Source organism: Rhizobium sp. MHM7A, from assembly GCF_005862215.1.
GTDB classification, from domain to species: Bacteria; Pseudomonadota; Alphaproteobacteria; order Rhizobiales; family Rhizobiaceae; genus Rhizobium; species Rhizobium bangladeshense.
On the sequence record NZ_VCHT01000006.1, the window covers coordinates 1 to 16,812 of the forward strand.

15 protein-coding genes are annotated in these 16,812 nt (G+C 60.1%); 8 read left to right on the forward strand and 7 right to left on the reverse strand.

Going from position 1 to position 16,812, the window contains the following annotated elements:
• The 3 genes from FFR93_RS20160 to FFR93_RS20170 all read right to left on the reverse strand — a co-directional run.
• Nucleotides 1-548: electron transfer flavoprotein subunit beta/FixA family protein (locus tag FFR93_RS20160; protein ID WP_138394505.1), on the reverse strand; the 548-nt coding region annotated here is incomplete at its 3' end.
• A 70-nt stretch (nt 549-618) separates the two neighbouring features.
• Entirely contained in the window at nt 619-1,224 is a 606-nt protein-coding gene (locus FFR93_RS20165; protein WP_138394506.1) for a dimethylsulfoniopropionate lyase, read from the reverse strand.
• A 42-nt stretch (nt 1,225-1,266) separates the two neighbouring features.
• The gene (locus FFR93_RS20170; RefSeq protein WP_138394507.1) at nt 1,267-3,303 is read right to left on the reverse strand and encodes an NADH:flavin oxidoreductase; all 2,037 of its coding nucleotides are present in this window, start codon (nt 3,301-3,303) and stop codon (nt 1,267-1,269) included.
• A gap of 147 nt (nt 3,304-3,450) precedes the next feature.
• Here FFR93_RS20170 and FFR93_RS20175 point away from each other — a divergent pair, with 147 nt between their 5' ends.
• The 5 genes from FFR93_RS20175 to FFR93_RS20195 all read left to right on the forward strand — a co-directional run bounded on the left by FFR93_RS20175 (nt 3,451) and on the right by FFR93_RS20195 (nt 8,010).
• A complete protein-coding gene (locus FFR93_RS20175) occupies nt 3,451-4,080 on the forward strand; it encodes a TetR/AcrR family transcriptional regulator (RefSeq protein WP_138394508.1) in 630 nt (209 codons plus the stop codon).
• Between the two features lie 11 nt (nt 4,081-4,091).
• Nucleotides 4,092-4,886 carry a pyrroline-5-carboxylate reductase dimerization domain-containing protein gene (locus FFR93_RS20180; protein ID WP_138394509.1) on the forward strand — a complete coding sequence of 265 codons (795 nt, stop codon included), beginning with the start codon at nt 4,092-4,094 and terminating at the stop codon, nt 4,884-4,886.
• A gap of 68 nt (nt 4,887-4,954) precedes the next feature.
• Nucleotides 4,955-5,956, forward strand: a complete 1,002-nt coding sequence (locus FFR93_RS20185; RefSeq protein ID WP_064708550.1) for an ABC transporter substrate-binding protein — start codon at nt 4,955-4,957, stop codon at nt 5,954-5,956.
• 94 nt (nt 5,957-6,050) lie between these two features.
• Nucleotides 6,051-6,938: a proline/glycine betaine ABC transporter permease gene (locus FFR93_RS20190; RefSeq protein WP_064708549.1), complete on the forward strand. Its 888-nt coding sequence runs from the start codon at nt 6,051-6,053 to the stop codon at nt 6,936-6,938.
• Nucleotides 6,931-8,010 (forward strand): glycine betaine/L-proline ABC transporter ATP-binding protein, encoded by a 1,080-nt coding sequence (locus tag FFR93_RS20195; protein WP_064708548.1) that lies wholly within the window; start codon nt 6,931-6,933, stop codon nt 8,008-8,010. The genes FFR93_RS20190 and FFR93_RS20195 overlap by 8 nt, the downstream gene beginning before the upstream one ends.
• A gap of 753 nt (nt 8,011-8,763) precedes the next feature.
• Here the strand turns inward: FFR93_RS20195 and FFR93_RS41950 are convergent.
• Complete coding sequence (locus FFR93_RS41950; RefSeq protein WP_259663980.1) at nt 8,764-8,895, reverse strand: hypothetical protein; 132 nt, start codon at nt 8,893-8,895, stop codon at nt 8,764-8,766.
• Between the two features lie 231 nt (nt 8,896-9,126).
• On the opposite strand from FFR93_RS41950, the gene FFR93_RS20200 reads away from it, so the two are divergent.
• Entirely contained in the window at nt 9,127-10,125 is a 999-nt protein-coding gene (locus FFR93_RS20200; RefSeq protein WP_138394510.1) for an AraC family transcriptional regulator, read from the forward strand.
• Between the two features lie 56 nt (nt 10,126-10,181).
• Here FFR93_RS20200 and FFR93_RS20205 read toward each other — a convergent pair whose 3' ends face one another.
• The 3 genes from FFR93_RS20205 to FFR93_RS20215 all read right to left on the reverse strand — a co-directional run bounded on the left by FFR93_RS20205 (nt 10,182) and on the right by FFR93_RS20215 (nt 14,778).
• The gene (locus FFR93_RS20205) at nt 10,182-10,457 is read right to left on the reverse strand and encodes a hypothetical protein (protein WP_138394511.1); all 276 of its coding nucleotides are present in this window, start codon (nt 10,455-10,457) and stop codon (nt 10,182-10,184) included.
• A complete protein-coding gene (locus tag FFR93_RS20210; protein WP_138394512.1) occupies nt 10,454-12,748 on the reverse strand; it encodes an FdhF/YdeP family oxidoreductase in 2,295 nt (764 codons plus the stop codon). The genes FFR93_RS20205 and FFR93_RS20210 overlap by 4 nt, the downstream gene beginning before the upstream one ends.
• A 101-nt stretch (nt 12,749-12,849) precedes the next feature.
• The gene (locus FFR93_RS20215) at nt 12,850-14,778 is read right to left on the reverse strand and encodes a diguanylate cyclase (RefSeq protein WP_171049222.1); all 1,929 of its coding nucleotides are present in this window, start codon (nt 14,776-14,778) and stop codon (nt 12,850-12,852) included.
• Between the two features lie 233 nt (nt 14,779-15,011).
• On the opposite strand from FFR93_RS20215, the gene FFR93_RS20220 reads away from it, so the two are divergent.
• Together FFR93_RS20220 and FFR93_RS20225 are read left to right on the forward strand one after the other, a co-directional pair.
• Nucleotides 15,012-16,058: an aldo/keto reductase gene (locus FFR93_RS20220; RefSeq protein ID WP_138394514.1), complete on the forward strand. Its 1,047-nt coding sequence runs from the start codon at nt 15,012-15,014 to the stop codon at nt 16,056-16,058.
• 230 nt (nt 16,059-16,288) lie between these two features.
• On the forward strand, nt 16,289-16,810 hold the full coding sequence (locus FFR93_RS20225; RefSeq protein ID WP_138394515.1) for a DUF4142 domain-containing protein: 522 nt from the start codon (nt 16,289-16,291) through the stop codon (nt 16,808-16,810).
• The last annotated feature ends 2 nt before the right edge of the window (nt 16,811-16,812 follow it).

The window sequence follows — 16,812 nt, forward strand, 5'->3', positions numbered from 1 at the left end:
GGCTCGTTCAGTCTGAGGTCGGTGGTGACGACCGCCGGCAGCTTGATCTCGATCGTCTGCAGGCCGCCATCGACCTCACGGGTCACGGTCGCTTTGCCGTCACCGATCTCGATCTTCGAGGCGAAGGTCGCCTGGGGCCGGCCCAACAGCGCCGCCAGCATCTGGCCGGTCTGGTTCGAATCATCGTCGATCGCCTGCTTGCCTGTTATAACAAGGCCCGGCTGTTCGGCTTCGGCGACACCTTTGAGGATCTTTGCCACGGTGAGCGGCTCGACGGCGTCGTCGGTCTCGATGAGGATCGCCCGGTCGGCGCCCATGGCGAGCGCCGTCCGCAGCGTCTCCTCGGCCTTGGCCGGGCCGATCGAAACCACCACCACTTCCTCCGCCTTGCCGGCTTCCCTCAATCGCAGCGCCTCTTCCACCGAGATCTCGTCGAACGGGTTCATCGACATCTTCACATTGGCAAGCTCGACACCCGTGCCGTCCGGCTTCACGCGGATCTTCACGTTGTAGTCGACAACCCGCTTGACGGGCACGAGAATCTTCATTTGCAAATCCCCTTTGTTATTCCGAATGCTGGCCCTTACCGCGCCGAACGTTTTTTCTGCGCGTCTCACGCTACTGGTGCGGCCGTTCGGCAAGCAACGCCCAGAAGGCGAAGAGCGGCGTATGGACCGACCTCATGGCATGTTTGATCCCTGGGATATTATAGAAGGATCCGCCAATGCCCGGCGAAAACCAGTCCCCCTCCCCCTGTTTGAACTCCCCCTCGGACAGTACGAGATAGACTTCCTCGGGCGCATGATCATGAACCGGATAGCGCACATGCGGCGCCATCAACGTCACGCCGAACCAGAGGTCACTCCGCTCCTCCAATCCGCCGGGGCCGGTGATCATCGCATTGGCATGCCCATCGACGAAATTGTCGCTGGCCGAGCGGTCATACTTGGCGCGCCGACGCCATTCAAGCATCGGCTCGATGCCTTTGAACGCCTCGATCATCTGCGCCAACGAAGCATAGGACGTATCGACCGCGAGCGCCATATCGAGATGAGCGCAGACGGGCAATCGGCTTCCGTCTCCCACGCGCGCAGTCCCCGGACGCTCCAGCGCCGCGAAAAACTGCCCGATCGAGCGGCGGGCTTCTGGAGCGTTGGCGAACTGGCCGAAAGCGACCGAAGCAGCTTCCAGGAAATGCTGGAGGCTTTCGTTACGCAAACTCATATTATTCCCTCCCGATCTGCCGACCGGCGGCCTCTCTTGCAATCATATGTCCTTCGCGATGCGCAGACCGTCATAGACAGCGGCATGCGTGTTGCGGGCAGCGACAGCGTCGCCGATCCGGAACAGCTGGAACTTGCCCTCGGGATTGCGGATGACGGATTGCGGTTTCCCCGCGAGAAGTTGATCGTGCGACATTTCGCCGAGATTGCTGGATCTGGGCTTCAGCTCGAAATAAAGTTCGTCGAGGGGGATGGTCCCGTGATTGACGACGATCTGATCGTAGTTTTGCTGCCGCGCAATCCCGCCGTAATCGCTGCCGACATGGGCGACGAGCTGGTTGCCGCTTTTTTCGGCGGCTTCCAGGCGGTAAGTGACGGTGAAGGTCACGTCATGCTTCTGGAGTGAGCGCATATAGGGCACCAGGTTCATTGCCATGACTTCGGGTGCGAAGGAACGGTCGGGTGTCATAATCTCGACCTTGGCGCCCGCCTTGGCGATGAACTCCGCCGCCTGAAGGCCGGCGTGGTCGCCGGCATCGTCGAAAATCAGCACGTTGGTTCCGGGCTTCACGTCGCCGGAGATGATGTCCCAAGAGGAGACGACCAGCTCATTGCCGCTCGAGAGAACCTCGGTATGCGGCAGGCCGCCCGTCGCGATAATGACGACATCGGGCTTCTCCGCCTCGATCGTGTCCGCTTCCGCCCAGGTGTTGAAGTGGAAGGTGACATCATATTTCTCGCACTGACTCATGCGCCAGTCGATGATGCTGATCATTTCCCTGCGGCGTTCGCTTTGAGCTGTAAGGCGGATCTGACCGCCCGGGTTGTTCGCCGCTTCGAAAACGACCACCTCGTGGCCGCGCTCTCCCGCAACGCGCGCCGCCTCCAGCCCGGCAGGGCCGGCGCCAACAATGACAACCTTCTTCCTTACGTCGGCTTTTGCCACGATATGCGGCATTGTCAGCTCGCGGCCGGTGGCAGCGTTATGGATGCAATAGGCGGCCCCGCCCTGATAGATGCGGTCGAGACAGTAGTTGGCGCCGACGCAGGGACGAATGTCTTCCTCCCGCTTTTCAATGATCTTGCGAACAATATGCGGGTCGGTCATGTGGGCACGGGTCATGCCGACCATATCGACCTTGCCGGAAGCGATCGCGTGGCGCGCGGTGGCGACGTCGGGAATCTTCGCCGCATGGAAGGTCGGAAACTGGGTCGCGGCACGGATCTCACCGGCAAAATCGAGGTGCGGGGAGTTGGCCATGCCTTGTATGGGGATGACGTCGGTCAGGCCAGGATCCGTGTCGATGTGGCCGCGAATGACGTTCAGATAATCGATGAGACCGCTATCGCGCAGCCGCTTGGAGATCTCCATGCCTTCGGCCCGCCCGTTGCCGCCGGGCAGACATTCGTCCGCAGTATAGCGCACGCCGAGAATGAACTCTTCCCCCACCCTCTCGCGTATTGCCCCAAACACATCGAGGCAGAAGCGCATGCGGTTTTCGAGCGCCCCGCCGTAGGAGCCTTCGAGCTCATTGGTCAACGGAGATGCGAACTGGTCGATCAGGTGACCATAGGCCTCCAGCTCGATCCCATCCATACCGCCCGCTTTCATCCGCTCGGCCGCGTCGGCGAAATCCTTGATGATGCGCTCGATGTCCCAATCTTCAATCTTCTTCGGGAAGGCGCGGTGGGAAGCTTCCCGGTGATGCGACGGGGCCAAGACCGGCAGCCAGTCGCCCTTGTCCCAGCGCGTACGCCGACCGAGATGGGTAAGCTGGATCATGATCGCCGCACCCTCCTCATGCACAGCGTCCGTCATTTCCCTGATCCAGGGGACGATCTCGTCCTTATAGGCCAGCAGGTTGTTGAAGACCGGCGGGCTGTCCCGCGAAACCGCGGCCGAGCCCGCCGTCATCGTCAAGGCAACCCCGCCTTTTGCGCGCTCCACCGTATAGGAGCGATATTTCCCCTTCGGCATGCCGTCTTCCGGATAGGCCGGCTCGTGAGCGGTCACGATGATACGGTTGCGCAGCGTGAGGTGCTTGAGCTGGTAAGGCTGAAGGAGGGGATCATTCGACATGGGCCGCGGTTCCGGATTAAAAACGTTGAAGCAGACGCTAAGCTCAATGTACATATGTGTCAACGCGGAAAACAGTGGAGTCGTATATTTCGACAGCGATGTACATTTTTCTTGTACGCCGCTCCATAATTTGATAGGAGATAGTCTATGGACCAGGCTCTAAACGACACCGGTTGGCGCGGATCACAGGAGGGTTGGCTGGAAGCAGCCTACCAATCGCTGCTGGAATCCGGCGTAGATTCTGTGAAAATTCTGCCGCTCGCAAAGAAGCTCAATCTCTCGCGAACGAGCTTCTACTGGTTCTTCAAGGACCGGGAGGAACTGTTGAGCGCACTGGTGGCGCGGTGGCGCGAGAAAAACACCGGCAATATCGTCAAGCAGGCCGAAGCCTATGCGGAGTCGCTGGCCGAAGCGATGCTCAACGTCTTCGATTGCTGGTTGAACACCGATCTCTTCGACGCCAAGTTCGAGTTTGCCGTTCGCAGCTGGGCGCTGCAGTCGGACGAACTTCTGGCCGAGGTCCAGCAGGCCGATCAGATCCGGTTGGAGGCGCTCAAACGCATGTTTATGCGGTTCGGGGTACCAGAAACGACATCGGATGTCAGAGCGCGGACAACTTATCTCGTTCAGATCGGCTATATTTCCATGCAGTCGAAGGAGGATATCGCCGTCCGCATGAAACGGATTCCGGAATATATCGCGATCTACACGGGCGAAGTGCCGCAACAGAGGGAGCTTGATCGCTTCTTCGCCCGGCATGGCTATCGGCCCGGTTGAAGGAAACCCAGATGAGCGTTTCCCTGAGGATTGGTATTATAGGCGGCGGCGGCTGGCTCGGCGGGGCGATTGCCGGATCGATCCTCGATTCCGGCCTGGTGAATCCTGAAAATCTCGGCCTCTCCTATCGAAACGAACAGCCGCGACGTTTCCCGAACTCCTTCTGGACCACCGACAACCAGGCGCTTGCCGATCGCTCGGATGTGATCCTTCTCTCCGTCCGCCCCGATGACTGGCGTCCGCTCGAGGTGGATGCTTCCGGCAGGCTCGTGATTTCGGTCATGGCCGGCATTCGCTTGGCAGCCCTTTCGGAGCGCCACAAGACCGGCCGCGTCGTCCGCGCGCTGCCGAATGCCGCTGCCGAAGTGGGGAAATCCTACACACCCTGGATCGGCGCGAACGATGTCACGAGAGATGACCGGTCCGTCGTCCGGGCGATCTTCGAGACCTGCGGAATTGAGGACGAGGTCGCAAGCGAAAGCGACATCGATTATCTCACGGGCCTTTCCGGCTCCGGGCCGGCATTCCCGGCAATGCTTGCCGCGGCCATGATGCGCGACGCTGTCGCCCGGGGCCTGCCGGCCGAGGTTGCGCGCCGCGCCGTCAACACGGTGATATCAGGCGCCGGCCGGCTGCTAGAGCGCGGCAACGAATGTCCCGACGACGTCGTTCAAACCTTTCTCGACTATCGCGGCACCACCGCGGCAGCCATCGAAGGCATGCGCACCGCCGGGTTCGACGCGGCGGTGGCCGAAGGATTATCATCAGCATTCAAGAAATCGGTGAGTATGGGAGCTGCTTCCTGACGACCGTCGAGGGCGGGTACTGCGGCACCCCGCCTAGCCAGATCAGCCGCTAAATAGAGGGAACGAGAATGAAGAAACTACTTGCATCGACATGTTTGACGTTCGGCCTGATCGGCGGCGCGTCCTTCGCCGGCGCCGCCGAATGCGGCAGCGTCACCATCGCCAGCATGAACTGGCAGAGCGCCGAAGTTCTCTCGAACCTGGACAAATTCATCTTGAACGAAGGTTACGGTTGCAGCGCCGATATCACCGTTGGCGACACTGTTCCGACGATCACCTCCATGGCCGAAAAGGGACAGCCCGATATCGCGCCCGAAGCATGGATCGACTTGCTGCCCGACGTGGTCAAGAAGGGAACGGATGAAGGCCGCATCGTTCAGGTCGGCTCGCCGCTGCCGGACGGCGGCGTGCAGGGCTGGTGGATTCCCAAATATCTTGCCGACGCCCATCCCGACATCAAGACCATTGGCGACGTGCTGAAGCATCCGGAACTCTTCCCCGATCCCGAAGATCCGAAGAAGGGCGCCATCTTCAACGGGCCACAGGGCTGGGGCGGCACCGTGGTGACCACGCAGCTCTTCAAGGCGTTTGAGGCAGAGAAGGCGGGCTTTACCCTCGTCGATACCGGTTCGGCCGCTGGGCTCGATGGTTCGATCTCCAAAGCCTACGAACGCAAGGAAGGCTGGGTCGGTTATTACTGGGCTCCGACGGCACTACTCGGCAAGTATGAGATGGTCAAGCTCGAAGCCGGCGTGCCGAACGACGCTGCCGAATGGAAGCGTTGCAACACCGTCGCCGATTGCCCTGATCCGAAGCCGAATGCATGGCCGGTCGACAAGATCGTGACCCTGGTCGCCAAGCCCTTCTCGGAGAAGGCCGGCCCCGAAGTCATGGACTATCTGGCGAAACGCTCCTGGTCCAACGAAACGGTCAACAAGCTGATGGCATGGATGACTGACAATCAGGCGACCGGCGAAGACGGCGCCAAGCACTTCCTTGAAGAAAACAAGGACATCTGGACCAAGTGGGTCTCGCCCGAGGCGGCCAAGAAGATCGAAGCTGCGCTCTAACATTGACTACCGCGGTGCGCGAGAGCGCACCGCCTCTCGCTGCCGATAAAATCAAAAAGACTGCCACGGCTCTTTGAAGAAAAAGGGGATCCGAATGGAATGGTTTTATAAATTCCCGCACATGAACGACGACGCGCTTCGAAATCTGAAGAAAGCGATCGACGACGGTTTTCGTGCCTTCACGCGCAGCTATGGCGAGAGCATCGAAAACCTCTTCGTTCCGCTTCAGCATTTCCTCATCGCCGCTGAGCGCTTCATGACACAGACGCCGTGGCCGATCATCACCTTGATCATCCTCGTCATTGCCTGGTTTGCGAGCCGCAGCCTGAAGATCGTTCTCGGCTGTCTGGTTACTCTGCTGCTGATCGGCTATTTCGATATGTGGGACGATACCATGCGGACGGTCTCGATGATCTTTGTCTGCACCGTGCTCTCCATCGCCATCGGCATTCCGATCGGCATTCTGATGGCCCGCTCCGACCGGCTGCAGCGTGTCGTCAACCCGATCCTCGACGTCATGCAGACGATGCCAAGCTTCGTCTATCTCATTCCTGTCGTCATGCTCTTGGGTATCGGCAAGGTGCCAGGCCTGATCGCCGTCGTCATCTACGCCATTCCGCCGATGATCCGGCTCACCGATCTCGGGATCCGTCTGGTCGACAAGGATGTGCTCGAAGCTGCCGATGCCTTTGGGACGTCGCGATCGCAGAAGCTCTTCAAGGTCCAGCTGCCGCTGGCGCTTCCCACCATCATGGCCGGCATCAACCAGACGATCATGATGGCGCTCGCCATGGTGGTCATCGCTTCGATGATCGGCGTCCAGGGTCTTGGCCAGCCGGTGTTGAAAGCGATCGCCAACCAGTACTTCACGCTGGGCATTTTCAACGGGCTTGCCATCGTCGGCATCGCCATCATCTTCGACCGGGTCAGCCAGGCATATGGCAAAAGGCTCCAGAAGCATCGGGAGACTGTCCATGGCTGAGCATCGTTTCGGCGGCATCAAGATCCGCAATCTCTATAAGATCTTCGGCCCCAACCCGGCCGCTCATGTCGGAGCGGTGCAGAAAGGCCTGACGAAAGCCGAACTCAACGAAAAGTACGGTCATGTGCTGGGCTTGCGGGATATCAATATCGAGATCCCCTCCGGCCGCATCCAGGTCATCATGGGCCTTTCCGGATCGGGCAAGTCGACCCTCATCAGGCACATCAACCGGCTGATCGATCCAACCGCCGGCGAAGTGCTGGTCGACGGCGTCGATGTCGTGAAGATGAACGAGACCGAATTGCGGACATTCCGCCGGCAGCAGACCGCCATGGTGTTTCAGAAGTTCGCGCTTCTGCCGCATCGCAACGTTCTCGACAACACCATGTTCGGCCTTGAAGTGCAGGGCATGGAGCGGGCAAAAGCGGTCGACGTCGCCATGCGCTGGCTGGAGCGGGTTGGCCTGAAAGGGTTCGAGCAGAGATATCCCAACCAGCTTTCCGGCGGCATGCAGCAGCGCGTCGGCCTGGCGCGGGCGCTCTCCAACGATGCCCCGGTTCTATTGATGGACGAAGCCTATTCGGCTCTGGACCCCTTGATCCGCACGGACATGCAGACGGTCCTTCTCGACATTCAGAAGGAGATCAAGAAGACCATCGTCTTCATCACCCACGATCTCGACGAAGCTTTGCGCCTGGGCGACCAGATTGCAATCCTGCGCGACGGCGAAGTCATCCAGCAGGGCACCAGCCAGGACATCGTGCTGCGCCCTGCGGACGACTACATCGCCAACTTCGTCAAGGAGGTGAACCGAGGCCGGGTCGTTCATGTCGAAGCCATCATGACACCTCTGCACTCCGCCGCGGCAGCGGGCGGGTTGACGATCGCAGCGGGCACGACGGTCGAAGAGGCCGTCCGGATGCTGGCTTCGACGCCGGACGATAATGCCAGGGTGGTTTCCCCGTCGGGGGAAACATTGGGGCTTGTTACCTTCCGCCAGCTCGCCGGCGCAATGGTGAACTCGCAGGAGGTGGCTCCCCAGCGCGACAGCGCCCTTTCGGTCGCGCTCTGAAGGTCCACGTACGCCTCTCGGTTGCCCGGCGACATTGACGGTCGGCACGTCGCCACGCACTGCAACGGGCAAGCCGGCTGCCTGAGGGACCACCATGTCGAAGCTTTTTCCGCGTCTGGTTTCGCTCGTCAGTGTGCGCGGGCGCAGCTTGGGCAACAGGATCGTCTTCGGAGCGCATAGCACAAACTTGGCCAAGAACGGCGTGCCGGGTGACGAGCACGTCACGCCGACGCGCCATCGGCGGCGCCGAGATGATCGTGGTCTGAGTCGATGCCGGCCCATTTCGCCGCCATACTGACCCGCCGAAATTTTCGTCCCGGTTACGACAGCGTGGTCCTTCATTTCCGGCCGGCGACTCGGATTGGAGCTTTGATCCCGTGCCTTAAAAAGAAGGGCAGATAGCGCCAAGCCTATACGTTTTGCGCAGGACTAGTCCAGACTGCGTCACGAAAAGCCGATTGGCCGACAATATCGGCGCCCGACAATTGCTCCATCGCTACGGAATACTAAAGTAGACCCGACCGGAGCCATGATGGCTACGGTCCGGAAGCCCCCTCCATCACTCACCCCAAAATGGTGGAAGGGGATTACATCCATACGCACCCCATCCCGTGCGTATGCCAACTGCCTGTCAGCCTGCCGAAGGCTATCTCGAGCGGTCCACTTTAGAACCTTCGGCAGGCGACTTTTGGCTAGCGCACCCGAACGCGCCATTTGCCCACGCTGGCTCAACGTTTCATCACCGGACTACCATCAAAGCGGCGGCTCCGCGACCTTGCCGAGTGCTGCCGCTTCTGTCAGTTCCTGCCGGCCAAGATCCGCCAGTTCATAGGCCACACTGTGGCTCGGCCTGAACCTGCTTGCTCCAACCAGCGATGCCGACACCCGCATCACCTGAAACCTGCCCGTTTCGCTGACGCTTAATGCGCTTTGGCCTCTTATTCGCTAATATACAGCCAAGCCTCGTTCATCCTGCCCTTCATCGGGTCCTGAAAGGCGCGAGAAGAAAGATGAATCGCCGACGCCCAACCCAAAAAGAAGGACGCACTCATCTGATGGCGATGCCGCCGGGGCGTCATGCCTTATCCGCCGCCAGCGGAAATAGCGAGGGACAGCATGACGGAAAACAGCGCCCAGCCATTCTCCTTCCGATTCCATGGTTCGTCCTTCGACAACATGGTGGAAACTCTCGGCGGCGCTTTCGGGGCGTTTGATGCCGAGCCGGTCGGCCGCGCGAAGGACTTCCATTGGGGATTGGATTTTTCAGTGGCGGAGAGCGCCGTCCTGCTGACGGGCTATCACGAGGCGGAGTTCCAATTCAACATCGAGCCGACTGTCAGCACGGCGGAGTATCTGTCGCTCGTCGTGCCGCGTCGCGGCGGCATGGGAGTCACTTATGGCGCGCGCAAGGCCGAGGCCGGCCAAGGCAAACTGCTTCTCTACAACAATTTCGAACCCGACAGCGTTCTCATGCATGGGGAAGGCAACGTCATCGACGAACTGCTGATCAACTGGCCCGTTATCCTCCAGACCATCGGTCAGACTTTCGAAATGCCGTTCAGCGGCTCGATCGACCTTTTGCCGGAACTGGATCTGTCGTCGCCGGCGGGCCGTACGATCGGCAACCTCACGGAAACGATCATATCAGGGATGCGCGACGACGGCCCTTTGCTGCAGTCCCCGATCGCCATGGCGCATATGACGCAGGCGCTGGCCGATCTTGTCGTGCGTATGGTGCCGCACCGGCTGTCGCATTTCCTGGAAAAGGGGCCGGCCCTGATTGCGCCGAGACATGTGCGCAGGGCGATCGAATTCATGCAGGCCAATATCGATAAGCCGATCACCATGCCAAAGGTGGCCGAAGCGGCCGGCGTCTCCAGCAGAGCACTCGAAACCGGTTTCCGCGCGTTCAAGGGGACATCCCCCGCCGCCTACCTGCTGACGCTTCGTCTGCGTGCGGCGCGCCGCGATCTGCTCGATCCCGAGTGCACGAAGACGATGAAGGCCATCTGTCTGAAATGGGGTTTCTTTCATTTCGGCCGCTTTTCAGCGGTCTACAAGACAACATATGGCGAATACCCGTCCGAGACGAGAAAGCGCGCGAGCCGCGGGTAACCAGCATCTGACGCGCCTCGCGATCTTCCCCTTTCGCTCTTTGCGCCCTCTGTGTTTTAGAGCGCGGCCAGCCTGTAGTGCACGCGCATGGTCCGCGGATCCCGTCTGACGATTTCAAGCTTATCATCCCGAACTGTCAGGGCGCTGAGTTCCCGCAACACAAGGGCATGCGCGATCCCCAGCATTCGCGCAAAGGTGCGGCTGTCGAATGCGATCCCGAGCTCGGCAGCAACGAGCAGACCGGCCTGTATGGAGGTCAGTTCGCTGTCCCTGTCTTGCGCCGAAGCGACAAGGCCAAGAAACCTGTCGGCGCCGGAAGGCTCATTCCTCACGCGGCGTCTCGTCTGCGTAAGGAAACCATGATCGATTTAGAGGTCGGCGTATCGCTTTCCTCGCCGGCGCTGCCGAGCGGCACGAGCACGTTCAATTCCGGGTAATAACCGGCAATGCTGCCCCGCGGAATGTCATAGGGCACGAAGCGGAAATCCCGCGCGACGCGCTCGATGCCGTCGTCGTGCTCGCCGATCACGTCGACGCAGTCACCGGCTTCGGCATTCATCGCCTTCAGATCCGCCGGATGAATGAAGATGACCTGCCGCTCTCCGTAGACACCGCGATATCGGTCATCCAGACCATAGACCGTCGTATTGTATTGATCGTGCGACCGGAACGTCTGCAGGGCGAAACGCCCCTCGCCCCTTCGGGCACGCTGGTGCACCGTCTCCTCTGGAAGCGGCTGGAAGGAGAATGACGCCCTGCCCGCCGGCGTCTCCCACTCCCGATGGGCAGCCGCGTTGCGCAGATGGAATCCGCGCGGCTTGCGCAGACGCGCATTGTAATTTTCAAAGCCTGGAATGGTCGCCTCGATATGATCGCGGATACGGTCGTAATCGTCGGCAAGCTCTGCCCAGTCGACCACGGAGGAGCCAACCGTCGCCTGCGCAAGGCCGGCAATGATGGCGACCTCAGAGAGGAGATGCGGCGAGGCCGGGCGGTTGATGCCGGCGGAACCATGCACCATGCTCATCGAATCTTCGACGCTGACGAGTTGGGAATTGCCGGCAGAATTCAGATCCATCTCGGTGCGGCCGAGGCAAGGCAGAATGAAGGACGCCTCGCCGGGCATCAGATGCGAATGATTGGGTTTGGTGGCGATATGCACCGTCAGCTTCAACCGCCGAAGCGCTTTCTCGACCAGCGCGCTGTCAGGCGTGGCGCGGGCAAAATTGCCGCCAAGCCCGATGAAGGCCTCGGCCGAGCCGTCGAGCATCGCCCCGATCGCCGCGAGGACATTGTGGCCGTGGTCACGAGGCACGGAGAAGCGGAAATGCTTCTCCAGCGCATAGAGGAAATTCTCGGACGGTTTTTCGTTGATGCCGACGGTTCGGTCGCCTTGCACGTTGGAATGACCGCGAACCGGGCAAAGGCCAGCGCCAGGCTTGCCAATATTGCCGCGCAGGAACATGAAGTTGGCGATCTCCCGGATCGTCGCCACCGAATGCAGGTGCTGGGTCACACCCATCGCCCAGGTGCAGATGACCCGTTCGGCCCTGATATAGACATCGGCCGCCTGTTCGATGTCCCGTCGGCTCAGTCCCGATTGGTCTTCGATGTCAGCCCAGGCCGTCGCCTCGACCGCTGCCCGGTATTCTCCAAAACCCGCGCAATGTTCGGCCAGGAACGCATGGTCGAGAACCGGCTGCAGACCGGCCGCAACCGCAGCGTCTTCCGCGGCCAGCACCGCCTTTGCCATTCCACGCACAGCAGCCATGTCGCCGCCGAGCTGCGGTTGCAGATAAAGACTGGCAATGTCGGTCGAGCCGCCACGCAGCATCTCGATCTTGTCCTGCGGATCGGAGAAGCGCTCCAGTCCGCGCTCGCGGAAGGGATTGAGGACGACGATTCGCGCCCCGCGCATTGCCGCCCGGCGCAGGTCGCCAAGCATTCGCGGATGGTTGGTACCGGGGTTCTGCCCGATCACGAAGATCGCGTCGGCCTCTTCGAAATCCTCCAGCAGCACAGTGCCCTTGCCGACACCGATCGCCTGACGCATGCCGATGCCGCTCGCCTCGTGGCACATGTTGGAGCAATCGGGAAAATTATTGGTGCCGTAGATCCGCACGAACAACTGATAGAGGAAGGCAGCCTCGTTGCTGGCGCGGCCGGACGTGTAGAACTCCGCCCGATTGGGATTATCGAGGCCCTTCAAAATGCTGCCGATCTCGGCAAAAGCATCCTCCCACGCCACCGGCAGGTAACGGTCGCTCGCAGCATCGTAACGCATCGGATGGGTGAGGCGGCCATTGAGTTCCAGTTCGTAATCCGACAACTTGCGAAGCTCGGAGACCGTCCTCGCCGCGAAGAAGGCAGGGGTCGCCCGCTTTTCCGTGGCCTCCCAGGCGACGGCCTTAACGCCGTTTTCACAAAATTCGAACGAAGATCCGTGTTCCGGATCGCCCCAGGCGCAGCCCGGGCAATCGAAGCCGTCCGGCTGGTTCGCCTTCAGCATCGCCCGCGCCCCGGAGATGGGCATGCCGCTTTGCAGCAATTGCTTGCCGCAGCTTTTCAGAGCGCCCCAGCCGCCGGCTGCCGCCGATTTCTTCCCAATGAATTTTGTGTCCATGCGCCCTGTATTGTCGAACTGCGATAAACATCAAGGGCGTGCGCTCCATGGCTCGATAGAAGAATCCTATCGACAGAGTGAGGCCCTGTCGGGATTCGAGTCTAACCGGTTTCCTTCATGGCATGCCCGTTCTCGCGGGAGTGTGCCAGGATGCGGTTGCGGCCTTGCGTCTTGGCCTCGTAGAGCGCGGCATCGGCCTCGGCCAGCAGACGGTTCGGGCTGGTCCGCAGGGTCGCGCCTGTCATGCAGGATATGCCGATACTGGCGGTGACCCGGCCAAACTCGCTGCCGGAATGAATGATATTCTCCTGGGCCAGGCGACGCGCGAATTGCTCGGCAACGATCATCGCCCCCCTGGCGCTGGTGTCGGGAAGGAACACGGCGAATTCCTCCCCGCCGTAACGCGCGACGATGTCCGCCGGCCGGCTGACAGACTGGCGCAGACACTTGCTGACGACGCGCAGGCACTGGTCGCCGGCGGGATGGCCATAGGTATCGTTATAGGCTTTGAAGCGGTCGATATCGACCATCAACAGGCTGAAAGGCGTATTTTTCCTGGCGCTGCCCGCAGTCTCACGGGCGAAGGCTTCGTCGAAAGCGCGGCGATTGACGATCCCGGTAAGCCCGTCAGTCTCGGCGAGATTCTTCAACTGCTCCGCCGACAGCCTAAGCGCGATTTCCGCCTGCTTCGTCGCCGTAATATCCGAGACGACGGCCATCGCCGTGCCGTCTCCTGCAATCCTTGTGCGGATGCTGCGCCAATCGCCGTTGTGAAACTGGACCTCCTCATCCTTATTGCTGTGCAGAGTCGCGCTGGCGGTCTTGATCCACTCTTCCGGATCACCCTCTGCGATGGCCGGCCGCTCGCCGGTTTCGACGACGCGGCGCAAGATATCACTGATGTGCGCGCCGACCACGCGGGCGTCTCCGGAGAGCGGAAAAGCGTCACGGTACTGATCATTGCAAAAGAGAAGAAAGCCTTTGCTGTCGTACATGGCGATGCCGTCGGACATGTTCGCCATTGCATGCGACAGCAGATTCTTGCTTTCGCGCAACTCCCGCTCCAGCGCTGTGCGATCGGTCACATCACGCGTTACGCCTGCAAGACCAATGATCCGTCCCTGCTTGTCCCTGAGCGGCACCTTGGAAGCGAGCAGGAAACGGCCTCCGATCCGCTCATTGGAGTCGATCAGCGGCGTCCCTGTCTCCATCACCTGCTGCTCGAGATGATATAATTCTTCAGCGAGCGGCTGCGACATCAGATTGAAATCCGACAATCCGGTCATCTCCGCCGTCGTCCTGAAACGGAAGAGGCGCGTCATGTTTTCATTGACGGTGATGAAGCGGCTGTTCCGGTCCTTCACATAGAGATAGTCCGGCGATTGCGAAAATGCCGTCACCAGAATGCTTCTTTCGAGCTCCCATTGCTGCGTCTTGAGGAGGACGATGCCACCCAGCACGGTCGCCAGACAATTCAAGGCCGTCAAGGGAAATCCCGCTCCCGCCAATAGATGGGCAGTCACGAGGGTGGGAAGCAAGGCCATCGCGGCAACCAGAATGGCGCCAAGGGCAACGCCGAGCAGAACGACGTCGGTGAAACCGGGAGATCTCTTGCGGGTCCAGAAATGGCCGGCCACGCCGATGCCGGTCGCGAAGGCGATGGTGATGATGCCATCGACCATCGCCGTGCCGGCGACCGCAAAGCGGAAGGCGATCGCCAGCGATGCTGCAATAGCCGCAGCAATCGGTCCCCCGAACATGCCGGCCAATGCAAGCGGTGAAAATCGCAGATCGATATAAATGCCGGGATGGAATTCGATCGAAAGCAATATGGATCCGATGGAGGCGCCGCCGGCTATGATTCCGAAAGCGATCTTCTCCTGCCGGAAGGAACGGCGCTGAAACTGGATCGAAAAGAGCGCCCAGAGCGACATCGCCAGAGACACGAAGGAAAGGTTGCCGCCAAATTGCGTCCAGATGCCATTCACCGCGTTGGGTCCACCTTCCAAACCATGTAATAAACATGTCATACGACAACACTGGTTTGGGCTTCGTTAAGTCGGTCAGCTGGTTACGCAACTCACCCGGTTAATGCACCGGATATACCGCTCTTCTGCGGGATTCGGCTGGATGGGGCGCCCCTGGCCGGGACCATCGCAGACCGGGGTTTCTCACTTCAGGCTCGATTCCACCCAAGAGCGTTATTGGTTAGAATGCAGTTCCAGCACGAGCAGCAAACGAATATGGAATGCGGATCCTTGACATGAAGACGCGACATTGGGATCGCAGGGGCGACGGCGGGCTGACCTTTACCGAACTCGGGTTCGGCACCGCGCCTCTCGGCAATCTTTATCGGGCGATAACCGATGAGGAGGCGGCAGCAGTCTTGGATGCGGCCTGGCAACACGGCATCCGTTACTTCGACACTGCGCCGCTCTACGGGCTTGGCCTCGCCGAGAGGCGGGTTGGCCGCTTCCTTGCAACGAAGCAGCGTAATGACTTCGTCATCTCGACAAAAGTTGGCCGGCTCCTCAAGGTCTGCCGACCTGAACAGCGGACCGGCATCGGCAAGTTCTTCGGTACTCCAAATCGCCGAGAAGTTTTCGACTACAGCTACGATGGAGTCATGCGATCTTTCGAAGCCTCTTTCGAGCGGACCGGGCTGGACAGCTTCGATATTCTGTTCGTGCACGATCTGGATGTCTTCAATCACGGCACCCAGGCGGCCTGCGATCATTATGTCGAGCAATTCATGAACGGTGGGTATCAGGCCATGACCTCGCTACGCGACCAGGGAGTCGTGAAGGCCGTCGGTGGCGGAATAAACGAGTGGGAGATGTGTCAGACGCTTGCCGAGCGTTGTAACTTCGACCTGTTTCTGCTTGCCGGACGCTATACTCTGCTTGAGCAGCAAGCCTTGGAATCCTTTCTTCCCCTGTGCGCCGCCCGCAACATCGGCATAGTGCTCGGCGGACCGTATAATTCCGGCATACTGGCGACGGGCCCGGTTGCCGGCGCGCAATATAATTATTCTGACGCCCCATTACACATCCTCGATAAAGTCCGGCGAATCGAGGAAGTCTGCCTGAAATACAATGTCGCTCTCTCAGACGCGGCTCTCAACTTTCCCTTCTTTCATCCGGCTGTCGTTTCCGTCATCCCGGGTGGCCAGTCGATCGATCAAGTGGCGTCAAATCACCGCGGACGGAACAGACATATCCCTCGCAAACTGTGGGAGGACCTGAAATCTCTCGGCCTGATGCGAGATGACGCGCCCGTCTCTGAAACAGAGAGTCATGGGGAGCGCTGACTAGCTATCTAGAAGCGGCCCGATCATGCCGCTGCCGAACGCAGTCGATTCTATCGCTGCGTTCGCAGCCGCCAGGGCTTGCCAATGGTCTCCGACCCCGTCGACCGAAGTCATTCCGGCAAATTTTCGGGAACCTTCTCGACCGATCTGCATCCAATGCTCGCTACCAAGGCGCAACGCCGCCGCTGCCGACAGGCAGGGCGTCACGCGAGGACACAAGGAAACAGATCATGTTCAAACGAATTCTCGGCGCAACCTTCATCGCGGCATCGCTCGGTGCGGCTTCCATCGCCGTCGATGCCAAGCCGACCGACCCTCAGATCGCCCACATCGCCTATACGGCGGGGCAGATCGATATCACCGCCGCCGAGCAGGCGTTGAAGAAGAGCAAAAATCCCGAAGTCGTCGAATTCGCCAAGACCTTGGAACGCGATCACAAGGCCGTCAACGATCAGGCGCTCGCCCTCGTCAAGAAGCTGAAGGTGACGCCTGAGGACAACGAGATCAGCCAGTCGCTCTCGACCCAGGCGAACAAGGAACTGAAGACGCTTGACGCCCTGGACGGCGCTGCCTTCGACAAGGCTTATGTCGAAAACGAAGTCGCCTATCATAAGTCGGTCAACGATGCGCTTGCCAAGGTGCTGATCCCTTCGGCGCAGAATGAAGAGCTGAAATCGCTGCTGGAAACAGGCCTGACGCTGTTCAAGCAACACCAGACGCATGCCGAGCATCTCGCTTCGATGATCAAGTAGGC

Coding starts and splice junctions, on each gene's coding strand:
- FFR93_RS20215 (WP_171049222.1), bottom strand. CDS start 14,778: ATGACATGTTTATTACATGGTTTGGAAGGTGGACCCAACGCGGTGAAT.
- FFR93_RS20225 (WP_138394515.1), top strand. CDS start 16,289: ATGTTCAAACGAATTCTCGGCGCAACCTTCATCGCGGCATCGCTCGGT.
- FFR93_RS20180 (WP_138394509.1), top strand. CDS start 4,092: ATGAGCGTTTCCCTGAGGATTGGTATTATAGGCGGCGGCGGCTGGCTC.
- FFR93_RS20200 (WP_138394510.1), top strand. CDS start 9,127: ATGACGGAAAACAGCGCCCAGCCATTCTCCTTCCGATTCCATGGTTCG.
- FFR93_RS20170 (WP_138394507.1), bottom strand. CDS start 3,303: ATGTCGAATGATCCCCTCCTTCAGCCTTACCAGCTCAAGCACCTCACG.
- FFR93_RS20210 (WP_138394512.1), bottom strand. CDS start 12,748: ATGGACACAAAATTCATTGGGAAGAAATCGGCGGCAGCCGGCGGCTGG.
- FFR93_RS20185 (WP_064708550.1), top strand. CDS start 4,955: ATGAAGAAACTACTTGCATCGACATGTTTGACGTTCGGCCTGATCGGC.
- FFR93_RS20175 (WP_138394508.1), top strand. CDS start 3,451: ATGGACCAGGCTCTAAACGACACCGGTTGGCGCGGATCACAGGAGGGT.
- FFR93_RS20165 (WP_138394506.1), bottom strand. CDS start 1,224: ATGAGTTTGCGTAACGAAAGCCTCCAGCATTTCCTGGAAGCTGCTTCG.
- FFR93_RS20195 (WP_064708548.1), top strand. CDS start 6,931: ATGGCTGAGCATCGTTTCGGCGGCATCAAGATCCGCAATCTCTATAAG.
- FFR93_RS20220 (WP_138394514.1), top strand. CDS start 15,012: ATGAAGACGCGACATTGGGATCGCAGGGGCGACGGCGGGCTGACCTTT.
- FFR93_RS20190 (WP_064708549.1), top strand. CDS start 6,051: ATGGAATGGTTTTATAAATTCCCGCACATGAACGACGACGCGCTTCGA.